The 22,889-nt window shown below is 69.2% G+C and carries 20 protein-coding genes; 16 read left to right on the forward strand and 4 right to left on the reverse strand.

The genetic code is table 11. From position 1 onward, the window contains the following. Positions 1–67: 67 nt before the first annotated feature. Positions 68–1,777: a glutamine--tRNA ligase/YqeY domain fusion protein gene (locus tag A9Z05_RS30265; RefSeq protein WP_069621293.1), complete on the reverse strand. Its 1,710-nt coding sequence runs from the start codon at positions 1,775–1,777 to the stop codon at positions 68–70. Between the two features lie 252 nt (positions 1,778–2,029). Here A9Z05_RS30265 and A9Z05_RS30270 point away from each other — a divergent pair, with 252 nt between their 5' ends. From A9Z05_RS30270 to A9Z05_RS30280, 5 genes are all read left to right on the forward strand, one after another. After that, positions 2,030–2,239, forward strand: coding sequence for an ornithine acetyltransferase (locus A9Z05_RS30270; RefSeq protein ID WP_006497729.1), 210 nt, complete (start codon positions 2,030–2,032; stop codon positions 2,237–2,239). Between the two features lie 196 nt (positions 2,240–2,435). Then, entirely contained in the window at positions 2,436–2,990 is a 555-nt protein-coding gene (locus tag A9Z05_RS30275) for an alpha/beta hydrolase (RefSeq protein ID WP_069621294.1), read from the forward strand. 334 nt (positions 2,991–3,324) lie between these two features. Next, positions 3,325–3,495 (forward strand): L,D-transpeptidase, encoded by a 171-nt coding sequence (locus A9Z05_RS38135; protein ID WP_256122134.1) that lies wholly within the window; start codon positions 3,325–3,327, stop codon positions 3,493–3,495. 2 nt (positions 3,496–3,497) lie between these two features. After that, positions 3,498–3,617, forward strand: coding sequence for a L,D-transpeptidase (locus tag A9Z05_RS38140; RefSeq protein WP_256122135.1), 120 nt, complete (start codon positions 3,498–3,500; stop codon positions 3,615–3,617). Positions 3,618–3,631: 14 nt separating this feature from the next. Continuing rightward, on the forward strand, positions 3,632–4,195 hold the full coding sequence (locus A9Z05_RS30280) for a hypothetical protein (RefSeq protein ID WP_249190328.1): 564 nt from the start codon (positions 3,632–3,634) through the stop codon (positions 4,193–4,195). A gap of 41 nt (positions 4,196–4,236) precedes the next feature. Here the strand turns inward: A9Z05_RS30280 and A9Z05_RS30285 are convergent, their stop codons facing one another. After that, on the reverse strand, positions 4,237–5,457 hold the full coding sequence (locus tag A9Z05_RS30285; protein WP_069621295.1) for a CaiB/BaiF CoA-transferase family protein: 1,221 nt from the start codon (positions 5,455–5,457) through the stop codon (positions 4,237–4,239). Positions 5,458–5,710: 253 nt separating this feature from the next. Here A9Z05_RS30285 and alaS point away from each other — a divergent pair, with 253 nt between their 5' ends. Continuing rightward, positions 5,711–8,335 (forward strand): alanine--tRNA ligase, encoded by a 2,625-nt coding sequence (gene alaS / locus A9Z05_RS30290; RefSeq protein WP_069621296.1) that lies wholly within the window; start codon positions 5,711–5,713, stop codon positions 8,333–8,335. 150 nt (positions 8,336–8,485) lie between these two features. Here the strand turns inward: alaS and A9Z05_RS30295 are convergent, their stop codons facing one another. Then, on the reverse strand, positions 8,486–9,400 hold the full coding sequence (locus tag A9Z05_RS30295) for a LysR family transcriptional regulator (protein WP_069621297.1): 915 nt from the start codon (positions 9,398–9,400) through the stop codon (positions 8,486–8,488). Positions 9,401–9,525: 125 nt separating this feature from the next. Between A9Z05_RS30295 and A9Z05_RS30300 the strand changes: the two genes are divergently transcribed. The 10 genes from A9Z05_RS30300 (at position 9,526) to A9Z05_RS30345 (ending at position 22,260) form a co-directional block, all read left to right on the forward strand. Then, on the forward strand, positions 9,526–10,815 hold the full coding sequence (locus A9Z05_RS30300) for a YbfB/YjiJ family MFS transporter (RefSeq protein ID WP_069621462.1): 1,290 nt from the start codon (positions 9,526–9,528) through the stop codon (positions 10,813–10,815). 281 nt (positions 10,816–11,096) lie between these two features. Beyond that, entirely contained in the window at positions 11,097–12,788 is a 1,692-nt protein-coding gene (locus tag A9Z05_RS30305) for a ShlB/FhaC/HecB family hemolysin secretion/activation protein (protein ID WP_371090926.1), read from the forward strand. A 61-nt stretch (positions 12,789–12,849) separates the two neighbouring features. Beyond that, the gene (locus A9Z05_RS30310; RefSeq protein WP_069621298.1) at positions 12,850–16,209 is read left to right on the forward strand and encodes a filamentous hemagglutinin N-terminal domain-containing protein; all 3,360 of its coding nucleotides are present in this window, start codon (positions 12,850–12,852) and stop codon (positions 16,207–16,209) included. A gap of 386 nt (positions 16,210–16,595) precedes the next feature. Continuing rightward, positions 16,596–17,132, forward strand: coding sequence for an NUDIX domain-containing protein (locus A9Z05_RS30315; protein ID WP_069621299.1), 537 nt, complete (start codon positions 16,596–16,598; stop codon positions 17,130–17,132). 160 nt (positions 17,133–17,292) lie between these two features. Then, complete coding sequence (locus tag A9Z05_RS30320) at positions 17,293–17,730, forward strand: thioesterase family protein (RefSeq protein ID WP_069621300.1); 438 nt, start codon at positions 17,293–17,295, stop codon at positions 17,728–17,730. Between the two features lie 9 nt (positions 17,731–17,739). After that, complete coding sequence (locus A9Z05_RS30325) at positions 17,740–18,675, forward strand: branched-chain amino acid ABC transporter permease (RefSeq protein WP_069621301.1); 936 nt, start codon at positions 17,740–17,742, stop codon at positions 18,673–18,675. Then, positions 18,668–19,897, forward strand: a complete 1,230-nt coding sequence (locus tag A9Z05_RS30330) for a branched-chain amino acid ABC transporter permease (RefSeq protein WP_069621302.1) — start codon at positions 18,668–18,670, stop codon at positions 19,895–19,897. The genes A9Z05_RS30325 and A9Z05_RS30330 overlap by 8 nt, the downstream gene beginning before the upstream one ends. Beyond that, entirely contained in the window at positions 19,894–20,646 is a 753-nt protein-coding gene (locus tag A9Z05_RS30335; protein ID WP_069621303.1) for an ABC transporter ATP-binding protein, read from the forward strand. The genes A9Z05_RS30330 and A9Z05_RS30335 overlap by 4 nt, the downstream gene beginning before the upstream one ends. Next, a complete protein-coding gene (locus A9Z05_RS30340; RefSeq protein WP_069621304.1) occupies positions 20,643–21,347 on the forward strand; it encodes an ABC transporter ATP-binding protein in 705 nt (234 codons plus the stop codon). The genes A9Z05_RS30335 and A9Z05_RS30340 overlap by 4 nt, the downstream gene beginning before the upstream one ends. 166 nt (positions 21,348–21,513) lie before the next feature. After that, positions 21,514–22,260, forward strand: coding sequence for a glucose 1-dehydrogenase (locus A9Z05_RS30345; protein WP_069621305.1), 747 nt, complete (start codon positions 21,514–21,516; stop codon positions 22,258–22,260). A gap of 47 nt (positions 22,261–22,307) precedes the next feature. Here the strand turns inward: A9Z05_RS30345 and A9Z05_RS30350 are convergent, their stop codons facing one another. Then, positions 22,308–22,802: a heme-degrading domain-containing protein gene (locus A9Z05_RS30350; RefSeq protein ID WP_069621306.1), complete on the reverse strand. Its 495-nt coding sequence runs from the start codon at positions 22,800–22,802 to the stop codon at positions 22,308–22,310. Positions 22,803–22,889 lie beyond the last annotated feature (87 nt).

Raw genomic sequence — 22,889 nt, forward strand, 5'->3', positions numbered from 1 at the left:
CGGTTTTTTCATGGGCAGGCAGCGGGGGCGGCTTGCGAAGCCGCCCGCCGCCGCGCGGAGCCGGCCGTCAGGCAGGCTTGCCCCAGCTGTCGCGCAGCCCGACGATCCGGTTGAACACCGGCTTGCCCGGCTTCGAATCGACACGGTCTGCAACGAAGTAGCCGTGGCGCTCGAACTGCAGGCGCGTTTCCGGCGCGACGTCGCCGTTGCCCGGCTCGACGTACGCCTGCACGATCTTCTTCGAATCGGGGTTCAGCGCCTCGAGGAAGTTCGCGCCGCCCGCGTCCGGGTGCGGCTCCTTGAACAGGCGATCGTAGATCCGCACTTCGGCCGGCTGCGCGTGCTTCGCGCTGACCCAGTGGATGTTGCCCTTCACCTTGTACGTGTTCGCGCCTTCGGTGCCCGACTTGCTGTCCGGGAAGTAGTTGCAGTGCACGGCCGTCACGTTGCCGTCGGCGTCCTTGTCGAAGCCCGTGCACTCGATCACGTAGCCGTAGCGCAGGCGCACCTTGTTGCCCGGGAACAGCCGGAAATAGCCCTTCGGCGGATTCTCGACGAAATCCTCGCGCTCGATCCACAGTTCGCGCGAGATCGGGAACGTGCGCACGCCGCGGTCCGGATGGTGCGGATGCACGGGCGCCGTGCACGCTTCCTCGAGGTCTTCCGGATAGTTGTCGATCACGAGCTTCAGCGGATCGAGCACCGCGACCGTACGCGCGGCCTTGTCGTCGAGGTCGTCGCGCAGCGCGCCTTCGAAGATGCTCATGTCGATCCACGAATCGATCTTCGTCACGCCGATCCGCTCGCAGAACAGGTGGATGCTCTCCGGCGTGAAGCCGCGGCGGCGCACGCCGACGATCGTCGGCATCCGCGGGTCGTCCCAGCCGTCGACGTGGCCTTCGGTGACGAGCTGCAGCAGCTTGCGCTTGCTGGTAATCGCGTACGTGAGGTTCAGCCGCGAGAATTCGATCTGTTGCGGCAGCGGGCGCGTGAACACGCCGGCTTCCGCGAGTTCGTTCAGCACCCAGTCGTACAGCGGGCGGTGATCCTCGAACTCGAGCGTGCACAGCGAGTGCGTGATGCCTTCGAGCGCATCCGAGATGCAGTGCGTATAGTCGTACATCGGATACACGCACCAGGCGTCGCCGGTGCGGTAGTGGTGCGCATAGCGGATCCGGTAGATCACCGGGTCGCGCATGTTCATGTTCGGCGACGCCATGTCGATCTTCGCGCGCAGCACGTGCTCGCCTTCCTTGAACTCGCCGGCCTTCATGCGGCGGAACAGGTCGAGGTTTTCCTCGGGCGTGCGGTCGCGGAACGGCGACGGCTTGCCGCCTTCGGTCAGCGAGCCGCGGTTCGCGCGCATTTCGTCGGCGCTCTGGCTGTCGACGTATGCCTTGCCGCGCTGGATCAGCAGCTCGGCGAATTCGTACAGCTTGTCGTAGTAGTCGCTCGCGAAATACTGATGATCGACCGCGTCCTTGCGCCAGTCGAAACCGAGCCAGCGCACCGCGTCGACGATCGAGTCGACGTATTCGACGCTTTCCTTTTCCGGGTTCGTGTCGTCGAAGCGCAGGTGGCACACGCCGCCGTAGTCGCGCGCGATGCTGAAATTCAGGCAGATGCTCTTCGCGTGGCCGATGTGCAGATAGCCGTTCGGCTCGGGCGGGAAGCGCGTCTCGACGCGGCCGCCCCATTTGCCGGTGCGGTTGTCGTCGTCGATGATGTTGCGGATGAAATTGGAAGCCGCGGGGGCGTCGTTGCGTTCGGTGCTCATGCGGTTGGCGTCAGGGTTGTGTCGGCGCGTCGCGCCGGTTTAATCCTGTAATTCTACCTGACCGGGGTCCGTCCCGCGCGGCCTGCGGGTCGGGCGCCGTCCACTGGCATGCGTATCGCAATATATCGAGTGTGTGTCGGCTGTAACACGACGTAAATCGGATTGCGGGCGTCGTTCGGCTTTTCCTATGATGGCTTCACCGATTCAATGCCGCCGTTCGCGATTTTGCGGGGCGGGAGGAAGCCAACAATCATGATGAAGAAGACCACTTTTCTCGTTCGTACCGCGGTGATCGTCGCGGCCCTGTCGCAACTCGGCGCATGCGCGATGACGCATACGCAGCGTAACGCCGGTATCGGCGCGGCCGCGGGCGGTGCGCTCGGCTACCTGATCACGGGCGGCCCGGTCGGCACGGTGGCCGGCGCGGCGGCAGGCGGCCTGGTCGGCGCCGGCGTACGCTGATTCACGCCGGCGGGCGCCCGCGTCGCGGGCGCACCCGACCGCCGGCCCCCGGGTCGTGACGCCTGGCTGAGTGCGTCACCACCCGCTCGAAGGTCACGCACATCCCCCGGATTTTGACAGGCACCATCAGGGAGAGGCGGGTGTGCGACACTGCGTCGACGCTACAACACGACTCCATTCGTCGACGAACCCTTCCATGACCGACCCCGTCGTTTTCGTCTTGCCGGGCTACGCCAATTCGGGCCCGCTTCACTGGCAGAGCCGCTGGGAGCGCGCCGATGCGCGTTTCGTGCGGATCGCGATGCCGGACTGGGACCACGCGTTCCGCAACGGCTGGTGTCGCGCGCTCGACCGGGCGGTCGAAGCCGCGCGTGGGCCCGTGCTGATCGCCGGCCACAGCCTCGGTACGCTGACCACCGCATGGTGGGCGACCCGCTACGCGCGGCCGGCCGCGCTCGCGAAAGTGCGCGGTGCGCTGCTCGTCGCATTGCCCGATCCGGCCGGGCCGGCGTTTCCGGCCGACGCGCACGGCTTCGGCCCGGTCCCACGCGAACGGCTGCCGTTTCCGACCTGCGTGGTCGCGAGCAGCGACGATCCGTACGGTTCGCTCGCCTTCGCACGCGGCTGCGCGAACGCGTGGGGCAGCACGTTCCATGACCTCGGCCCGCGCGGCCACATCAACGCGGACAGCGGGCTCGGCGACTGGCCGCAAGCGCGTGGCTGGCTCGATGCGATGGGGACCACGGACTGACTGCCGGTCGTGGTTCACCGAATCGGACACCTTTTTTAACAAAGCGCGAATCTCATGCGATGCGTCGCGGCGCGCTGTGAGCCTTGCTGCCCGTGATTGGTTTGGGCGCGACGTGCATCGTGTGACGAACCCCATGACTTTGTGATCGGCCGGGCCGGTAACGTGACGGTCTATTCAATTCGATCGGAAGGAGCGGGCATGTCGAGCGGCGCAACGCGGAATCAGCAGACCGGCGGAAAAAAATCGTCGGCGGCGAAACGAATCGTCGTCGATCTCTCGAGTCAGAGCGTGGAGGCGTTTGAGGGGGGCAGCGAGGGTGTTCCGCTTCGACTGTGTGACGGGAGACAGCGAGCATCCGACCGATCGGGGTGCCTTCCGCATCATGCGGAAATACCCGACCTATCGCAGTCGTGCCTATAACGTGCAAATGGATTACGCGATGTTCTTCACGGGAGACGGCAAAGCGCTTCACCAGTACCACGGCCGATGCCGCTGTCGCTGGTGAGAATGGCGCGCAATACCGTCAGCGACTGGTTCGGATCGCACGGCTGCGTACGCCTGGCCGAGGCCGATGCGAAACGACTGTACGAGTGGGCTCCGAGGGGAACCGTGGTGCAGGTATCGTGAAGAGCGCATCGGCAATGCGATTCGCGATCCCGGGTCTGGCGATGCTGGTCGGTCTGCTCGCCGGTTTCGGCTGGCGCAGCGTCGCCGACTGGACCGACAGCCGCATACGGATCGATCCCGGCACTGAGCTGTTCGGCGTGCTGCCCGACGAGGTGATGTCGCTGACCTATACGACCGCCGCGCTGACGCTGACCGCGCAGCGCTCACAGCCCGCGGCGCGGTTCGCCGTGCAGGTGACTTATGCAGACGGCCGTGCCCCCCGGCAATGCATGGCGTCGGCGGATCTGGCCGCGCATCTTGGGCCCCTTTCGACGATCGTCGCGCAACGACAGGTCGATCTGGCCGACCTTGCGCGCGAATTTCCACGGCAGATCGGGCGGCTGGACATCCGTGATCGCATCGCGTCCGAGCCGCCGCCGTCGCTCGTCTTCCTGGCCGCGGCGGATTCGGACGCGGTCGCCGTTACCGTCGACAGTCTGTCCGCCGGGCACGGCGGTTACGCAGCCGTCGTGCGTTCGCCATTGCCCGCAGCGCTTGCGGCGCTGGCCGGCGGCTGCGATACGCTGGCCCGGCGCTGACCGGCCGGGGTGCCCCCCGTTCCGGCCCGCCGCCGCGCCGCTCAGATCGCCTGCTTCGCCTTCAACGCGGCGATCCGCACATCGTCGTAGCCGAGCATGTCGCGCAGCACGTCTTCCGTCTGCGCGCCGAGCAGCGGCGGGGCCGTGCGCGCGTCCGGCGGCGTCGCGCTCATCCGGATCGGGTTGCGCACGAGCTTCACGTCCGCGCCGCACGGATGCGGCAGCGAGACCTGCATCCCGCGCGCGATAACCTGCTCGTTGTCGAACACCTCGTCGAGATCGTTGATCGGCCCGCACGGCACGCCGGCCGCTTCGAGCGCGCCGATCCAGTCGGCCTTGTCGCGCGCCTTCACCATCTCCGCGAGGATCGGCACCAGCGTGTCGCGGTGACGCACGCGCGACGGGTTCGTCGCGAAGCGCTCGTCATCGGCCAGCCCGGGCCGGCCGCCCGCCTCGACGAACTTGCGGAACTGCCCGTCGTTGCCGACCGCGACGATGATCCAGCCGTCGCGCGTCTGGAACGTCTGGTACGGCACGATGTTCGGATGCGCGTTGCCCCACCGCACCGGCGGCTTGCCGCTCGCGAGGAAGTTGGTGTTCATGTTCGCGAGCAGCGCGACCTGCACGTCGAGCAGCGCCATGTCGATGTACTGGCCTTCGCCCGTGCGGTCGCGGTGCGCGAGCGCGGCGAGCACGGCGATCGTCGAATAGAGGCCGGTCGCGAGATCGGCGATCGCCACGCCGGCCTTCTGCGGGCCGCCGCCCGGCTCGCCGTCGCGTTCGCCGGTGATGCTCATGAAGCCGCCGATCCCCTGCACGATGAAGTCGTAGCCCGCGCGGTGCGCGTACGGGCCGGTCTGGCCGAAGCCGGTGACCGAGCAGTAGACGAGATCGGGCTTCACTGCGCGCAGCGAGTCGTAATCGAGCCCGTACTTCTTCAATTGCCCGACCTTGTAGTTCTCGAGCACGACGTCGCTCTGCGCGGCGAGCTCGCGCACGATCTGCTGGCCCTCGGGCGTGGCGATGTCGACCGTCACCGAGCGCTTGTTGCGGTTCGCCGCGAGGTAGTACGCGGCCTCGGCGGTATCCGCGCCGTCCGCGTCCTTCAGGTACGGCGGCCCCCAGTGGCGCGTGTCGTCGCCGGCGCCCGGGCGCTCGACCTTGATCACGTCCGCGCCGAAATCGGCAAGGGTCTGCGCGCACCACGGGCCCGCGAGCACGCGGGTCAGGTCCAGCACGCGGATATGGCTGAGGGCACCCATCGTCGAATCGTCTCCTTTCATGGCGGGCCTGCCGTGCCGGGCAAGGCCGATTGGCATGCCGAGCATCTTAAGGCGAATCGGCCATCCGGGTGGCCCAGCCGGGCCGTCCGGATGGCCGAGCCGCTTTGCCGGCGCTTTGCCCGGAAGCCGGCCCCGATCCCGTATAATCGATCGTTTCCGAATCCATGCCGCCGCGCGCCGCCCAAGGGCGCCGGCGTTTGAAGCCGTCTTTGCCAGACTGTCCCCGCACGCCATGAAAGCTGCCGAAATCCGCGAGAAATTCCTCAAATTCTTCGAATCGAAGGGCCACACGATCGTCCGCTCGTCGAGCCTCGTGCCCGGTAACGACCCCACGCTGATGTTCACGAACTCGGGCATGGTCCAGTTCAAGGACGTCTTCCTCGGCACGGACCCGCGCCCGTACTCGCGCGCCACGACGGCGCAGCGCAGCGTGCGCGCGGGCGGCAAGCACAACGACCTCGAGAACGTCGGCTACACGGCGCGCCACCACACGTTCTTCGAGATGCTCGGCAACTTCTCGTTCGGCGACTACTTCAAGCACGACGCGATCAAGTTCGCGTGGGAGCTGCTGACCACGGTCTACCAGCTGCCGAAGGACAAGTTGTGGGTGACCGTCTACCAGGAAGACGACGAGGCGTACGACATCTGGGCGAAGGAAGTCGGCGTGCCGACCGAGCGGATCATCCGGATCGGCGACAACAAGGGCGCGCGCTACGCGTCGGACAACTTCTGGACGATGGGCGACACCGGCCCGTGCGGCCCGTGTACCGAAATCTTCTACGACCACGGCCCGGACGTGTGGGGCGGCCCGCCGGGATCGCCCGAAGAAGACGGCGACCGCTACATCGAGATCTGGAACCTCGTGTTCATGCAGTTCAACCGCGATGCGCAGGGCAACATGACGCGCCTGCCGAAGCAGTCGGTCGACACCGGCATGGGCCTCGAGCGTCTCGCCGCGGTGCTGCAGCACGTGCACAGCAACTACGAGATCGACCTGTTCCAGAACCTGATCAAGGCCGCCGCGCGCGTGACCGAGATCAGCGACCTCACGAACAACTCGCTGAAGGTGATCGCCGATCACATCCGCGCGTGCTCGTTCCTGATCGTCGACGGCGTGATCCCCGGCAACGAAGGTCGCGGCTACGTGCTGCGCCGGATCGTGCGCCGCGCGATCCGCCACGGCTACAAGCTGGGCCGCAAGGGCGCGTTCTTCCACAAGCTGGTGGCCGACCTCGTCGCCGAGATGGGCACCGCCTATCCGGAGCTGAAGGAATCCGAACAGCGCGTGACGGACGTGCTGCGCCAGGAAGAAGAGCGCTTCTTCGAGACGATCGAGCACGGGATGTCGATCCTCGAAGCCGCGCTGGCCGACGTGGAGGCGAAGGGCGGCAAGGTGCTCGACGGCGAGCTCGCATTCAAGCTGCACGATACGTACGGCTTCCCGCTGGACCTGACGGCCGACGTGTGCCGCGAGCGCGGGATGACGGTCGACGAGCCGGCATTCGACGACGCGATGGCGCGCCAGCGCGAGCAGGCGCGCGCGGCCGGCAAGTTCAAGGCCACGCAGGGCCTCGAATACTCGGGCGCGAAAACCACGTTCCACGGTTACGAGGAAATCGCGTTCGACGACGCGAAGGTCGTCGCGCTGTACGTCGACGGTTCGGCCGTCAACGAAGTGAAGGCCGGCCAGGATGCGGTCGTCGTGCTCGACCATACGCCGTTCTATGCGGAATCGGGCGGCCAGGTCGGCGACCAGGGCGTGCTCGCGAACGCCGCGACGCGCTTCACGGTGGCCGACACGCTGAAGGTGCAGGCCGACGTGATCGGCCATCACGGCACGCTCGAGCAGGGCCTGCTTAAGGTCGGCGACGTGCTGCGCGCGGAGATCGACGCGCATCGCCGCGCGCGCACGCAGCGCAACCACTCGGCCACCCACTTGATGCACAAGGCGCTGCGCGAAGTGCTCGGCGCGCACGTGCAGCAGAAGGGTTCGCTCGTCGACGCGGAGAAAACCCGCTTCGACTTCGCGCACAACGCACCGATGACCGACGAAGAAATCCGTCGCGTCGAGCAGATCGTCAACAACGAAATCCTCGCGAACGCGCCGGGCATCGTGCGCGTGATGCCGTACGACGAAGCGGTGAAGGGCGGCGCGATGGCGCTGTTCGGCGAGAAGTACGGCGACGAAGTGCGCGTGCTCGACCTCGGTTTCTCGCGCGAACTCTGCGGCGGCACGCACGTGCACCGCACCGGCGACATCGGCCTGTTCAAGATCGTCGTCGAAGGCGGCGTCGCGGCCGGCATCCGCCGCGTCGAGGCGATCACCGGCGACAACGCGGTGCGCTACGTGCAGGAGCTCGACGCACGCGTGAACGAAGCCGCGGCCGCGCTGAAGGCGCAGCCGTCGGAACTCACGCAACGGATCGTGCAGGTGCAGGAGCAGGTGAAGTCGCTCGAGAAGGAGCTGGGCGCGCTGAAGTCGAAGCTCGCGTCGAGCCAGGGCGACGAGCTCGCGCAGCAGGCCGTCGAAATCGGCGGCGTGTACGTGCTGGCCGCGACGCTCGACGGCGCGGACGCGAAGACGCTGCGCGAAACGGTCGACAAGCTGAAGGACAAGCTGAAGAGCGCGGCGATCGTGCTGGCGGCCGTCGAAGGCGGCAAGGTCAGCCTGATCGCGGGCGTCACGCCGGACGCGAGCAAGAAGGTCAAGGCCGGCGAGCTCGTGAACTTCGTCGCGCAGCAGGTCGGCGGCAAGGGCGGTGGCCGTCCGGACATGGCGCAGGCGGGCGGCACCGAACCGGCGAACCTGCCGGGCGCGCTGGCCGGCGTGAAGGGCTGGGTCGAAGAACGGCTCTGATCCGTTGCACGACCGACGCGATGCCGTCGCATTGACGGCATCGCGTGAATCGAAAAACGACCCGATCGGCAGGCGCCGGTCGGGTCGTTTTGTTTGTGCAGGCTGTGCAGATCGTGCGCGTCGATCGCCACGGCGGCGCGCGAACCAGGGTCAGGCCGGCACGGTTGCGGCCGGCTTCGCCGCGTCGCCAGGCTGCCGCGTGGCTTCGGTGAGCGCATCGCGGAGGGCGGCGAGCGCCGCCGACGCATAACCGCGCCGCCACCCGAGCAGCGTGTCGATGCCTGCGAGTTCGGGAATCGTGTGCGCGGCGATGTTGCCGGTCTCGGGCTGCAGATCGAGCACCGAGCGCGGCGCGACCGCGATGCCCGCGCCGGCCGCGACGCACGCGACGATCGCGTGATACGAGCCGAGTTCGAGCACGCGCGCCGGCTTGACGCCGTGCGCGGCGTACCACTGCTCGACGTACTTGCGATACGCGCAGCCGCGCTCGAACGCGATCAGCGTCGGCAGGATCACGTCGCGCGGCGTGTGCACCGGCGGATGGCCGCGCGGCGTGAGCAGCACGAGATCCTCGCGGAAGATCGGCACCGTCTCGAACGTGTCGGGCAGCGCGTCCGGCTCGGGCGGGCGCGCGAACAACGCGGCGTCGATCTCGAAGTCGCGCACGCGGTCGATCAGGCAGCCCGTCGTGCCCGTCAGCAGTTCGAGCGACACGTCAGGCCATGCATGGTGGTAGCGCGCGAGGAGGGCCGGCAGCCGGCTCGCGGCCGTGCTTTCCATCGTGCCGAGCCGCAGCCGGCCGCGCGGCGTGTCCTCGCGCATCGCGTCGCGCGCCTCGTCGGCGAGCGCGAGCAGGCGCTCCGCATACGGCAGCAGCGTATGCCCGGCCGGCGTCAGCACGAGCCGGCGGCCGTCGCGCACGAACAGCGCCGCGCCGAGTTCTTCCTCCAGCTGCTTGATGCGCGTCGTGACGTTCGACTGCACGCGATTGAGCTTGGCCGCCGCGCGCGTCACGCCGTTCTCGCGCACGACCGCCCGGAAGATCGCCAGCGCCGCCAGATCCATGATTCTCTCCGAGGGATGGGTTGATTCTCAATTATTCATTTTTAGAGAACGGTTGGTCAAGCTAGAATCAACCCATTCCGATTTCCGATCCGGCCGGCATGCGCGAAGCGCCGGCCTTTGCCGCCATGTCCCGCTTCGATGCCCTGACCGCAGCCGCCCGCGTCCTTTCGTCCGACCAGGCCGACCGCCGTGCCCGCGCGGCCGCGCTCGCCTGCATGGTGGGCCTGGCCGTCGTGCTCGGCGTCGGTCGTTTCGCGTTCACGCCGCTGCTGCCGCTGATGCTCGCGGACGGCTCGATCGGCCTGAAAGCCGGCAGTTGGCTCGCGTCGGCGAACTATGCGGGGTACTTCGTCGGCGCGGTCAGTTGCGCGGCGCTGCGCGTCGCACCGGCGCGGATCGTGCGCTTCGGGCTCGCGGCGACCGTGCTGCTGACCGCCGCGATGGGCGTCGGTCACTGGCTGTCGGTGTGGCTCGTCGTGCGTTTCGTCGCGGGCGTCGTCAGCGCATGGACGTTCGTGTTCATGTCGCAATGGGGGCTGCGGCGGCTGGCCGAGCTGCATGCGCCCGAATGGAGCGGGGTGATCTACGCGGGGCCGGGCGTCGGCATCGTGGCGACCGGGCTGATCGGCAGTGCGCTGGCCGGCCAGCGTGCGGCGGTAGGCTGGCTGGGCTTCGCGGCGTTGTCGGCCGTGCTGTCGCTCGCGATCTGGCGCACGTTCGGTGCGGCGCAGGCCTCGATCCCGGCCCCGCGCGCGCAGGCAATGCCGCCGGCCGCCGTGCCGCATACGGCGGCTGGCGGGTCGGCCCCCCCGGCAGCACGGGCCGGCACGCGAGGCCACCGCGCGGACGCCGCGTGGCTCGTCGCGCTGTACGGCGCACCGGGCTTCGGCTACATCATCACCGCGACGTTCCTGCCGGTGATCGCACGGGCCGCGCTGCCGGCCGGTTCGCCGTGGCCCGACCTGTTCTGGCCGATGTTCGGCGCGGCGCTGATCGTCGGCGCGATCACCGCCGCGCGGCTGCCCGGGCACTGGGACAACCGGCTGCTGCTGGCGGCCGGCTGCGCGACGCAGGCGCTCGGCATCGCGGCGGGGATCGTGTGGCCGAACGCGGCCGGCTTTTCGATCGGCAGCGCGCTCCTCGGCCTGCCGTTTACCGCGATCACGCTGTTCGCGATGCGCGAGGCGCGGCGGTTGCAAGGCGAACGCGCGGCCGGGCTGATGGGCTATGCGACCGCGTCGTACGGGGTCGGGCAGATTCTCGGCCCGCTCGTCGCGGCGCCGCTGGTCGCGGCGCCGCTGGTCGCGCGGTACGCGTCGTTCACGCCGGTACTCTGGCTCGCGGCCGCGGTGCTGCTGGCCGGGGCGGCGGGCTTTGCGGCGATCGCCGTCGCACGCCGGCATCGAACGGGATAAATAAATAGGATTGCGATATTTATGTCCGCACCGGTTGATACGCGACTCTATTTGAACGAAAAATACTGCGCGAATTTCGTACCTGCTCTACATACATACGGACTCACGATCTGTAGGATGCCCCGGATTATTTGATTGTCGGAGCGTATCCGGCAGTTCGACTCGGGGTGCCGTGACGCATGTGGGTGTGGGTAGAACCAATCAGAATCGTCGTCCGTTGTCGTGACGACATCGGCCGTTTCCGGGTGGCAGGTCCTCGCGCTGCCGGCGAGTGTGCCACGGTGATCGAAGCCCGCGGCATGCGGCGGGCGGCCGTGGGCGCCGGTCGCGCGATGTGCCTGTCGCTGCTGTGGGGAACGGGCGCCGCGATTCTCTTCGGGCACGCGTATGCGCAGGTGCCGAACGCTGGCGCTGCGATGCGCGACATCGAAACGTCCCGGCCGGACCTGCCGCCGGAAGCCGCGCCCGACCTCGAGATCGCGCCGTCGGGCAGCGGCGCGCAGACGCCTGCTGAAACCGGGGCGCGTGTTTTTGTGCGCGGCTTCGAGATCGGCGGCAATACGGTATTCGACAGCGCGATGCTGGAGGCGCTCGTCTCCGATCTGGCCGGCGATGCGTTGAGCTTCGCCGATCTTCAGCGTGCGACCGAGCGGATCTCCGCCTTCTATCGCGCACGCGGCTACGTGCTCGCACGGGCCTATCTGCCGAAGCAGGAGATCGACGACGGCGTCGTGCGCATCGAAATCGCCGAAGGGCGCTACGGCCGCATCGAGATCCAGAACCATTCCCGCGTATTCGACGCCGTGGTGCGCCAGCCGCTCGCGGCACTGCGTGCGGGCGATGTCGTTCATGGCCCCGGTCTCGAGCGCAGCCTGCTGCTGCTCGACGATCTGGCCGGCGTCGGCGCGCGCGGCACGTTGCGTCCCGGCGACGCGCCCGGCACCACCGATCTCGTCGTCGAGGCCCGGCGAGTGTCGCCTGTTTCCGGGGCGCTCGAATTCGACAACTTCGGCGACACGTCGACGGGGCGTTACCGCGTCGGCGGCAGCGTCGATGTCAATGCGCCGCTGCGGCTCGGCGATCGCCTGAGCCTGCGCGGCCTCGTCACCCATGAACGGCAACGCTATTACCGCGCAGCCTATCAGGTACCGGTCGGACCGGCATCGACGCGGGTCGGGGTGGGGTATTCGTCGCTGCGCTACCGGCTCGCAGGCGGCTTTTCCGATCTCGACGCGAGCGGGCGCGCGAGCGTGCAGACCGTGTACGTCGCGCAGCCGATCGTGCGCACGCGCCACGCGGGCCTTACGGCCCAGATTCAGTACGAGAACAAGAACCTGCATGACAAATACGGCGTCTTTTCGTTGCACAACGACAAGAATGTCGGCCTGTGGACGTTCGGGCTCAGCGGGAACAGCCAGGACGGCTGGCTGGGCGGCGGCCGGAACGGCTTCTCGCTGATGTTCGGCGTCGGGCGCTTGCGCAGTACCGATGCGCTGGGAGCGAACGAGCTGACGCATGCGACCGGCAGCTTCACGAAGCTGAACCTGAACCTGCAGCGCGTTCAGGCTGTGGGCAGCCGGTTCCAGGTGTACGCGCAGGTGGGCGCCCAGCTTGCGTCGCGCAATCTCGATTCGTCGGAGAAATTCAGCCTGGGTGGCCCGTACGGCGTGCGCGCATATGCGCTCGGCGAAGGCAGCGGCGATCAGGGCTGGCAGGCAAGCGCGGAACTGCGTTATCTCGCCGCGCCCGGATGGCAGGTCAGCACGTTCGTCGATGCGGGCGCCGTCCAGCTCAACCGGCATCCGTGGACGCGCGAACGGAATACGCAGCACATGCAGTCGGTGGGCTTCGGCGCGAGCTGGTACGGCTCGACCCGACAGGTGTCGTTGACTGCCGCATTGCCGCTCGGCAGGGGGGGCGACTCGCCGAACCGCGCGCCGAGCGTATGGGTTCAGGCCGCTCAGTATTTCTGAGCGAGCGTGATCGTCGCCCGTCTCGTGCGGGCATTCAAAAACCAAATGAAGAGGATGCCGAATGAATAAGGCCTATTCACTCGTATGGAACGAAGTGCAACGGAGTTGGTGCCCGGTCGGGGAAACCGCGCGCCGACGCAGTAAATCGAGCGGAGGCGCGCGCCTGCTCGCCGCAGCCGGGGTATCGTTGCTCGGGCTGGCCGCGTCGAGTGCGTTTGCACTGCCGACGGGCGGCGTGATCGCGTCGGGGCAGGCGGACATCTCGACGTCGACGGATGGCAAGACGATGTCGATCAACCAGCACACGGACAAGCTGATCACGAACTGGCAGGACTTCAGCGTGGGCGGCGGCGAACGCGTGTCGTTCCACCAGCCGACGAATCGGTCGATCGCGCTGAACCGCGTGATCGGCGAAAACGGCAGCCAGATTCATGGCCAGCTCGACGCGAACGGCCGCGTGTTCCTGGTGAACCCGAACGGCGTGATGTTCGGCGCGGGGGCACAGGTGAACGTGGGTGGGCTGGTCGCGTCGACGCAGAACCTGTCGGACGCGGATTTCCTCGCGGGTCGCTATCGGTTCGCGGGCGCATCGGGGCAGTCGGTGGAGAACGCAGGGACGATCACGGCAGCGGACGAAGGCAGCGTGGCGCTGCTGGGTGCGCAGGTGTCGAACACGGGCGTGATCCGCGCGCGGATGGGCCGCGTGGCGCTGGGCGCGGGCAATGCGTTCAACGTGAACTTCGACGGCCAGGGGCTGCTGAGCCTGCAGGTGGAAGGCGGCGCGGTGGACGCGCAGGCGCACAACGGCGGGCTGCTGAAGGCGGACGGCGGTGAAGTGCTGATGACGGCGCGCGCGGCGGGCGATCTGCTGGGCTCGGTGGTGAAGAACAGCGGCACGATCGAGGCGAGGGGCCTGAGCAGCCGCGACGGGAAGATCACGCTGGATGGCGGCCAGGTTCATGTCGGCGGCAAGCTGGACGCGAGTGCGCAGGACGCATCGACGGCAGGCGGCACGGTGACGACGCGCGGCGAGCGGGTGACGGTGGCGCGCGATACGCAGGTGGATACGCGCGCGGCATCGGGCCGCGCGGGCCGGTGGGCGATCGAGGCGGCCAACGCGGGCGTCGGTTCCGGGGGCAGCGCGGTCGACGGACAGACGCTGTCGCGCAACCTCGACACGACGAACGTCGCGTTGACCAATACGTCGGGCGATCTGACGGTGGGCGACGCCGTGACCTGGACGAGCGACAACGCGCTGACGCTGACGTCGCAAAAGGGCGACGTCGACCTGAAGCAGTCGGTGACGGCGAGTGGTGCGAACGCCGGCGTGGCCGTGAATGCGGCGAAGCGCATCCGTATCGGCAACAAGTTGACGCTGACGGGTGAAAACGCGCACCTCGAGCTGAATTCGGGCAGCGGGCATACGCTGACAAACGACGATGCGGTGGTCACGCTGTCGGGGCGCCACGCATCGTTCTCGGCAAACGGCGAAGCATATCGCGTGATTCACGATCTCGCGGGGCTGCGTAGCGTCGACGGCAACCTGAACGGCCGTTACGTACTGGGCAATGCGATCAACGGCAACGGCGCGCAGTTCCGCAGCCTCGGCGGCAACAGCGCATTCGGCGGCGTGTTCGACGGCCTCGGCAATACCATCGGCAACCTGTCGGTCGTGAATCCCGGCGTAGCGGTCGTCGGGCTGTTTGCGTCCAACGCCGGCCGCATCGCCAACCTCACGCTGGAGAAAATCACGGCACGAACGTCGGGTCAGGCCTACGGCAGCCCCGTCAGCGTCGGCGCATTGGCCGGCTACAACACGGGCGACATCACGAACGTGAAGGCGAGGGACGTCATGGTGCGCGGCGACGGCCGGGCGATTGTCGGTGGTCTGGTCGGCAGCAACCTGAGCGGCCGGATCGATCGCGCATCCGTTTCGGGGCGTGTCGAAGGAGGCAAGGACGCGTTGGCGGTCGGCGGCCTGGCCGGCGAGAACATCACCGTCATCTGGCCGGATCGCGGTCAGGCGACCATCAGCAACAGCCATGCCGACGTACAGGTCAGCAGCCAGTCGGTCGGCGGCACCGGCGGTCTGGTCGGTGTCAACCGCGGCGTCATCACGGCCGCGACGGCCGCGGGCAGTGTCAGCTCGACCGCGACGGCCGACGGCAACGCCAACGGACTGTATGTCGGCGGCCTCGTTGGCGGCCTCGTCGGCTCCAACGAAGGCGGCAGCATCCGGGCGTCCTCGTCGTCCGCGAGCGTGCGCGGCGGTCGTTACGCGACGGCGGGCGGCCTCGTCGGCCGCAACAGTGCGTCGATCGAAGCGTCCGGCGCGACGGGCAGCGTGACCGTGGGCGACAACGCCAAGGCAGGCGGCCTGGTCGGGGAAAACCTCGGCGAGATCGCGTCGTCGACGGCCGGCGGCGACGTCGTGGCCGGCAAGTCGGCCATCGTCGGCGCGCTTGCCGGCGTCAACCGGCGGACGATCCTGGCGTCGACGGCGAACGGCAACGTCCGGGCCGGCAACCGCGCGGTGGCGGGCGGGCTCGTCGGGTATAACGCGGGCACGGTGAACGCATCCACGGCGAACGGCAACGTGTCGGCGGGCGACGACAGCGAACTCGGCGGCCTCGTCGGCCGCAACGGCGCCATCGGCCAGGTGATTGCATCGGACGCGCATGGCAAGGTGGAAGGGCGCGACGACGCGAAGGCCGGTGGCCTCGTCGGCTGGAACGACGGCACGGTCGACGGGTCGTCTGCCTATGGGGCGGTCAAGGTCGGTGTGCGGAGCAAGGCGGGCGGCCTGGTCGGTGTCAATACCGAGAGCGTGAGCGCATCTGATGCCTACGGGGCGGTCGTCGCCGACGCATCGAGCATCGCGGGCGGTGTCGTGGGCGAGAACCACGGCGACGTGGCAGGGTCCTCGGCGGCCGGCGACGTATCGGCTGGCGAGACCAGCATCGCAGGCGGGGCCGTCGGCCGGAACGCGGGCACGCTGACGGGCACCCGCGCGAGCGGCAACGTCGTCGCGGGCGCCGATAGCTACGTCGGCGGCCTGGTCGGCCTGAACTTCATGGGCGCATCGATCGTCGCGTCCAGCGCTTCCGGTTCGGCGAAGGGCGGCGATGACAGTTCGGTCGGCGGTCTCGTCGGCGAAAACGACGGCGGGATCGCGTCGTCGTCGTCGTCGGGTACGGTGTCCGGCGGGCGCAATGCATGGCTGGGCGGCATCGCGGGCGAGAACTTCGGCGACATCGAACATTCGAGTTCGAGCAGCCTCATCGCGCACATGGCCGGCTACGGGCAGCGCTACGGCGGGCTGGCCGGTCTCAACTTCGGCTCGATGCGTGGCAACAGCGTGACCGGAAGCGCCGCGGCGGTGCCGCTTGCGGGCCTCGACTTCGGCGTCATCGGCGAGTAACCGGCCGGTCTCGGTCCGGGAGGCGGCGTTCATTGCGGTGGCGCTTGCTTCCCGGGCACGTCGTGGCGCTTCGCGACCTTGACCCGGCGCCCGTCCGGCATCCGAGCCGGATAGGTCGGCCGGCCGGCGATGGCGGCACGCTTGCCCGTCGCCGGCTCGCCTTCGCCGCAACAGTGCTGTTCGCGGGGGCTTCGCGTGGCTACGCGATGCCCCTGTTTCTTTTGGCGGTCTGTCGGGCATGACCGGGCAATCGGCGCGGATCGGCGTGCATCGTGGGTGGGGGACGCCTGTCGTCGGCAAACTCGCTAAAATGAGGCCTTTCCCGCGCCGAGCGGGCGCGCGGGCCGCCCTGCGGGCGTCCGTCCGGCGTCCGCCATGTTCATTCGATGATCACCGCCGACTACCGTTTTTGCCCGCGCTGCGCGAGCCCGCTGACCGAGCGTGCCGATCCCGACCACGAGGGCGGCCGCATCCGCCGGGCCTGCCCCGACGACACCTGCGGCTACGTGCACTGGAACAACCCGCTGCCTGTCGTCGCCGCGATCGTCGAACTCGACGGCAAGATCCTGCTCGCGCGCAACGCCGCGTGGCCCGAAGGGATGTTCGCGCTGATCACCGGCTTCCTCGAAAACGGCGAAACGCCCGAGGACGGCATCGCGCGCGAGGTGTTCGAGGAAACCGCGCTGAAGGCCGAGCAGGTGTCGCTCGTCGGCGTGTATGAATTCATCCGCAAGAACGAACTGATCATCGCGTACCACGTGCGGGCGTCGGGGACGGTGTCGTTATCGCCGGAACTGCTCGAATACAAGCTCGTCGATCCGCCGCTGCTGCGCCCGTGGCGCGCCGGCACGGGCGTCGCGCTCGCCGACTGGATGCGCGCGCGCGGCCTCGATTTCGAATTCGTCGACCGGCCGGGCCAGTGACGGGCCGGTCTGCCCGCGGGGTATCGTCCGCCGTGCTGCGCATGATCGCGGCGCGGGGCTGCGTTGCCGGCCGCGCATCGCGTCATGCGGCCGCCGCGCGTCGTTCCGATCGTCTCCTTCGTACCCTTCGCCTCCATCGTCCTGAGTGAGCGCCATCGCCATGTCCGACAAGCCGCAGCCGCGTCCGCGCGACGCCTATCGCCACTTCCTGCCGATCACGACCCGCTGGATGGACAACGACGTCTACGGGCACGTGAACAACGTCGTCTACTACAGCTACTTCGACACCGTCGTGAACGCGTACCTGATCCGCGCGGGCGTGCTCGACGTCGAGCACGGGCAGACGATCGGGCTGGTCGTCGAGACGCAGTGCAACTACTTCGCGCCGCTCGTGTTCCCGCAATCGGTCGACGCGGGGCTGCGCGTCGTGAAGCTCGGCACGTCGAGCGTGCGCTATGAGGTCGGGCTGTTCGCGCAAGGCGATGCGTCGCCCGCCGCGCAGGGGCATTTCGTGCACGTGTACGTCGATCGCGGCACGCGCCGCCCGGTGCCGCTGCCCGACGCGCTGCGCGCCGCGCTCGAACCGCTCGCCGCCTGACGCGACGCGGTGCACGCGTTCGCGCTCCAGGCCTTCAACGGCCTCAGCTACGGCTTGTTGCTGTTCATGCTGTCGGCCGGCCTCACGTTGATCTTCAGCGTGCAAGGCGTGCTCAACTTCGCGCATGCGAGTTTCTACATGCTCGGTGCGTACGTCGGCTACAGCATCGCGGCTCATGCGGGCTTCGGCCTCGCGCTCGTGCTCGCGCCGCTCGCGGTCGGGCTGCTCGGCGCCGGCTGCGAACGCGCGCTGCTGCGCCGCGTGCAGGCGCGCGGCCATACGAGCGAGCTGCTGCTGACCTTCGGGCTCGCGTATCTGATCGGCGAGGGCGCGAAGCTCGTGTGGGGTCTCGCGCCGCTGCCGGCGCCCGTGCCGCCGCTGTTCGACGGCGCGCCCGCGACCGTGTTCGGTCTCGCGTTGCCGCGTTACCGGCTGTTCATGATGGCGATGTCCGCAACGATGCTGGTCGCGCTCGGCGTGCTGTTGCGTGCATCGCGCATCGGGCTCGTCGTGCGCGCGGCGCTCACGCATCGCGCGGCGGTCGAGGCGCTCGGCTACGACGTGCCGCGCATGATGACGGCGCTGTTCGGCGCGGGCACCGCGCTCGTGGCGCTGGCCGGCGTGATCGGTGCGCCGCTCGCGGTGATCGAACCGGCGCTGGCCGAAACCGTCGGGTCGATCGTGTTCGCGGTCGTTGTGATCGGCGGGCTCGGCTCGCTCGGCGGCGCGTTCGTCGCGTCGCTCGCGGTCGGCTTCGCGCAGACCTTCGCGGCCGCGAGCGACACGTCGCTGCGCGACCTCGCGCAATGGACGGGCATCGCGCTGCCCGACAGCGTGGCCGCGGTGTCGATCGCGCAACTGGCGCCGCTGGTGCCGTACCTGCTGCTCGTCGCGGTGCTGGTCGCGCGGCCGCGCGGATTGTTCGGCGAGCGTGTCGATGCATAGCCGCGCACTGGCCGGATGCGTGCGCTGGGCGCTGTTCGCCGCATGCTTCGCGTCGCCCGCGTGGCTGTGGCCGCATGGCGCGGTGCTCGGCTATCTCGCACAGACGGCCGCGCTCGTCGTGCTCGCGCTGTCGTACAACCTTCAACTCGGCACAACCGGGCTGCTGTCGTTCGGGCATGCGGCGTTCGCGGGCGTCGGCGCGTTCGCGGCCGCGCACTGGTTCAATCACATCGGCGGCCCGCTGCCGCTGTTGCCGCTCGTGGGCGGCATGGCCGGCGCGGGCTTCGGGTGCGTCGCCGGGCTGCTCGCGACGCGCCGTTCCGGCACCGCGTTCGCGATGATCACGCTCGGGCTCGGCGAATGCGTCGCGGCGGCCGCGTGGAGCGTGCCCGGGTGGTTCGGCGGGATCGGCGGCGTGCCGATCGATCGCGCGAGCGGCGCGCCGTGGGGCAACGCACATTTCGGCGCGCCGGCGCACGCGTATGCGCTGATCGCCACGTGGTGCGTCGTGTCGGCATGGGCGATGCATGCGCTGACCCGCACGCCGCTCGCGCGGCTCGCGAACGCGGTGCGCGACAACCCGGCGCGCGTCGCGGCGCTCGGTACCGATCCGCGCCGCGTGCGGCTCGCGATGGTCACCTGCGCATCGTTCTTCGCCGGCGTCGCCGGCACGCTGACGCTGATCGACGTCGAAATCGCGACGCCCGACAGCGTATCGATGGCGCGCTCGGCGACCGTGCTGATCGCCGCGGTGATCGGCGGCACCGGCGCATTCTTCGGGCCGGCGGCCGGCGCGGCCGTGCTGACCGCGCTGAGCATCGTCGTCGCGGGCGTGTCGCGCGCATGGGCGCTGTATCTCGGCGTGCTGTTCGTCGCGATCGTCGTCGCCGCGCCGGGCGGGATCGCGGGCATGGCGCAGGCGCTCGCGCAGGTGCTGCGGCGCGGCGCACCGGCGGTCGAGCGATGGCGCATGGTATGCGGCGTCGGCGCGTGCGCGTTCTGGGGCGTCGCGATCGTCTGCGCGGCCGAGCTCGGCTATGCGTGGCGCTTCGCGCAGGACGACGGCACGGGCGTCGCGTTCGGCGCATGGGGCATCGACGCCGATACGCCGGCCGGCTGGGCCGTCGCCTGTTCGGCGGCCGGCATCGGCATGCTGCTGTGGGGCTGGCGCGCGCGGCTCGGGCACGGCGCGGCGGCCGGCACGCGGGAGGACGCGCGATGAACGGCAACGCGATCGTGCTTCACGGCATCGTGCAGCGCTTCGGCGCGCAGACCGTGCTCGATGGTGTCGATCTGAGTGTCGCGGCCGGCGAGCGCCATGCGCTGATCGGGCCGAACGGCGCGGGCAAGTCGACGCTGTTCGGCGTGATTGCCGGCGCGACGCGACCGACGCGCGGGCGCGTCATGCTGCACGGCGTCGAGCTGCGCGGGCGCGGGCCGGTCGTCGCGAGCCGCCTCGGCATCGGCCGCAGTTTCCAGCAGACGAGCGCGTTCGCGCGCCTGAGCGTATTCGACAACCTGCGCTGCGCGGCGCTGCATGCGCCGGCCGAACGGCGGCGCTGGTGGAACCGGCTGCGCGAATCCTCGTCGGTCGATCTCGCGGCCGCGCGCGTGCTGCACGACATCGGCCTCGACGCGCGGCGCGACACGCCGGCCGGCGAATTGAGCTATGCGGAGCAGCGCGCGCTCGATCTGGGAATCGCGCTCGCGAGCGGCGCGCGTACGCTGCTGCTCGACGAGCCGACGGCCGGCATGAGCCGCGCGCAGGCCGCGCGGATGATCGCGCTGATCCGCGCGACGACGCAGGGCCGAACGGTGCTGATGATCGAGCACGACATGGACGCGGTGTTCGGTTTCGCCGAACGCATCACGGTGCTCGTACGCGGGACGGTGGTCGCGACCGGCGCGCCCGACGCGATCCGCGCCGATCCGCGCGTGCGTGCCGCGTACCTGGGCGAGGGCGCCGCATGAGCGCGGTGCTCGACATTCGCGGGCTGCGCGCGTGGTACGGGATGCAGCCCGTGCTCGACGGCGTCGATCTCGCGCTCGTGCCGGGCGAGACGCTCGCGCTGCTCGGCCGCAACGGCTCCGGGCGCTCGACGCTCGCGAAGGCCGTGATGGGGCTCGTGTGCACGGCCGGCTCGGTGCGCATCGCCGGCGCCGAGTGCGCGGGGGCGCGCACGTTCGAGATCGCGCGGCGCGGTATTGCTTACGTCGCTGAAAGCCGCGACGTGTTTCCGTTGCTGACCGTGCGCGACAACCTGCGGCTCGGTTTGCGCGGCGCGAGCGGCGCAGCCGAACGTGCGGCGCTCGACCGCCTGTTCGACCGTTTTCCGCTGCTGGCCGCACGCGCGGACGTGAGAGCCGGGCGACTGTCGGGCGGCGAGCAGCAGGTGCTCGCGCTGGTGCGCGCGCTCGCCGGCCGCCCGCGCGTGCTGATCGTCGACGAACCGGCCGAGGGGCTCGCGCCGCTCGCGGTCGACGAGGTCGGCGTGTGTCTCGCCGCGCTGCAGGCCGACGGCGTCGCGATCGTGCTGATCGAGCAGCGGCTGCAGCTCGCGCCGCGGCTCGCGCGACGGGTCGCGGTGATGGGGCGCGGACGGATCGTCTACGACGGCGGGCTCGACGGGCTGCACGGCGCGGTTGCCGACGCGTGGCTGAGCGCCGGCTGACCGCGCCCGGTCGATTGTTCGGCAAACTCCGCCAGTCAATTCGCGTCGAGCCGCTTTATCGCTGCGGCGCCGCAACGTAAATTTCCAGTCAGGCCGATTGCCGCGGCAACATCGTCGCGGCAACCGGCGCCATCCATCGAAGGTCTTCTGACTGAGGAATGAAATCATGAGCAAGCTGGCAGGCAAGGTAGCGGTCGTCACGGGCGCATCGAAGGGCATCGGCGCGGGCATCGCGAAGGCACTGGCCGACGAAGGTGCGGCGGTCGTCGTCAACTACGCGAGCAGCAAGGCGGGCGCGGATGCGGTCGTGAGCGCGATCACCGAGGCGGGCGGCCGCGCGGTCGCCGTCGGCGGCGACGTGTCGAAGGCCGCCGATGCGCAACGCATCATCGATACCGCGATCGACACGTACGGCCGTCTCGACGTGCTTGTCAACAACTCCGGCGTGTACGAATTCGCGCCGATCGAAGCGATCACCGAGGAACACTACCGTCGGCAGTTCGACACGAACGTGTTCGGCGTGCTGCTGACCACGCAGGCGGCCGCCAAGCATCTCGGCGAAGGCGCGAGCATCATCAACATCAGCTCGGTCGTGACCAGCATCACGCCGCCGGCCAGCGCCGTGTACAGCGGCACGAAGGGCGCGGTCGACGCGATCACCGGCGTGCTCGCGCTCGAGCTTGCCCCGCGCAAGATCCGCGTGAACGCGATCAACCCGGGGATGGTCGTGACCGAAGGCACGCACAGCGCGGGCATCATCGGTTCCGATCTCGAAGCGCAAGTGCTCGGCCAGACGCCGCTCGGGCGGCTCGGCGAGCCGAACGACATCGCGTCGGTCGCCGTGTTCCTCGCATCGGACGATGCACGCTGGCTGACCGGCGAGCGCCTCGTCGCGAGCGGCGGGCTGCGCTGAGCATCCGTGCAGTACGCGCGAACGGTGCGTGTGCGCCGTTCGCGCCGCTACGCGCTCATCGCCAGCGCATTCGCGCCGACGTGCCACCGCAGGCATTCGACGACGAGTGCGTGATTGTCTTCGGAGCCGAGCCCCGCGATCGTCATCGCGCCGACGATGCCGGCGCCGTCGAGCCGCAACGGCACGCCGCCGCCGTCGAGCGCGTAGTCGTCGTCCGACAGGCCGTGCGAGCGCAGCGACCAGCCGGCGCGTCGAAAGCACGCGCCGACCGCGAGTGAACTCTGGCCGAAACGCAGCACCGTGTTCTGTCGGCGGCGAATCGTATCGCTGTCGTGCGCGTCGCTGCCGTCAAGCGCGCAGTAGAACAGCGGCGCCTGCCCGCCGACGACGGCGACCGCGATCGGCAGCCCGCGGCGCGACGCGAGGTTGACCGCGATTTCTCCGATGCGGCGTGCGATGGCCGCATTGAAGTGCGGTAGCGCCGGGTTCGACGCATCGTCGTCGAAGGCGTGGGGTTCGAGGCGAAAGAGGGGCGTCACCATGGCGGCTCCGTGGCGTTGCCGGCGCGGTACGCGCGTGCCGGGCGTCGCATCGTCACGGGCCGCGCGCGGGCCCGTCTTCCGTTCAGT

The organism is Burkholderia sp. A2 (assembly GCF_001729305.1).
Taxonomy (GTDB): Bacteria; Pseudomonadota; Gammaproteobacteria; order Burkholderiales; family Burkholderiaceae; genus Burkholderia; species Burkholderia sola.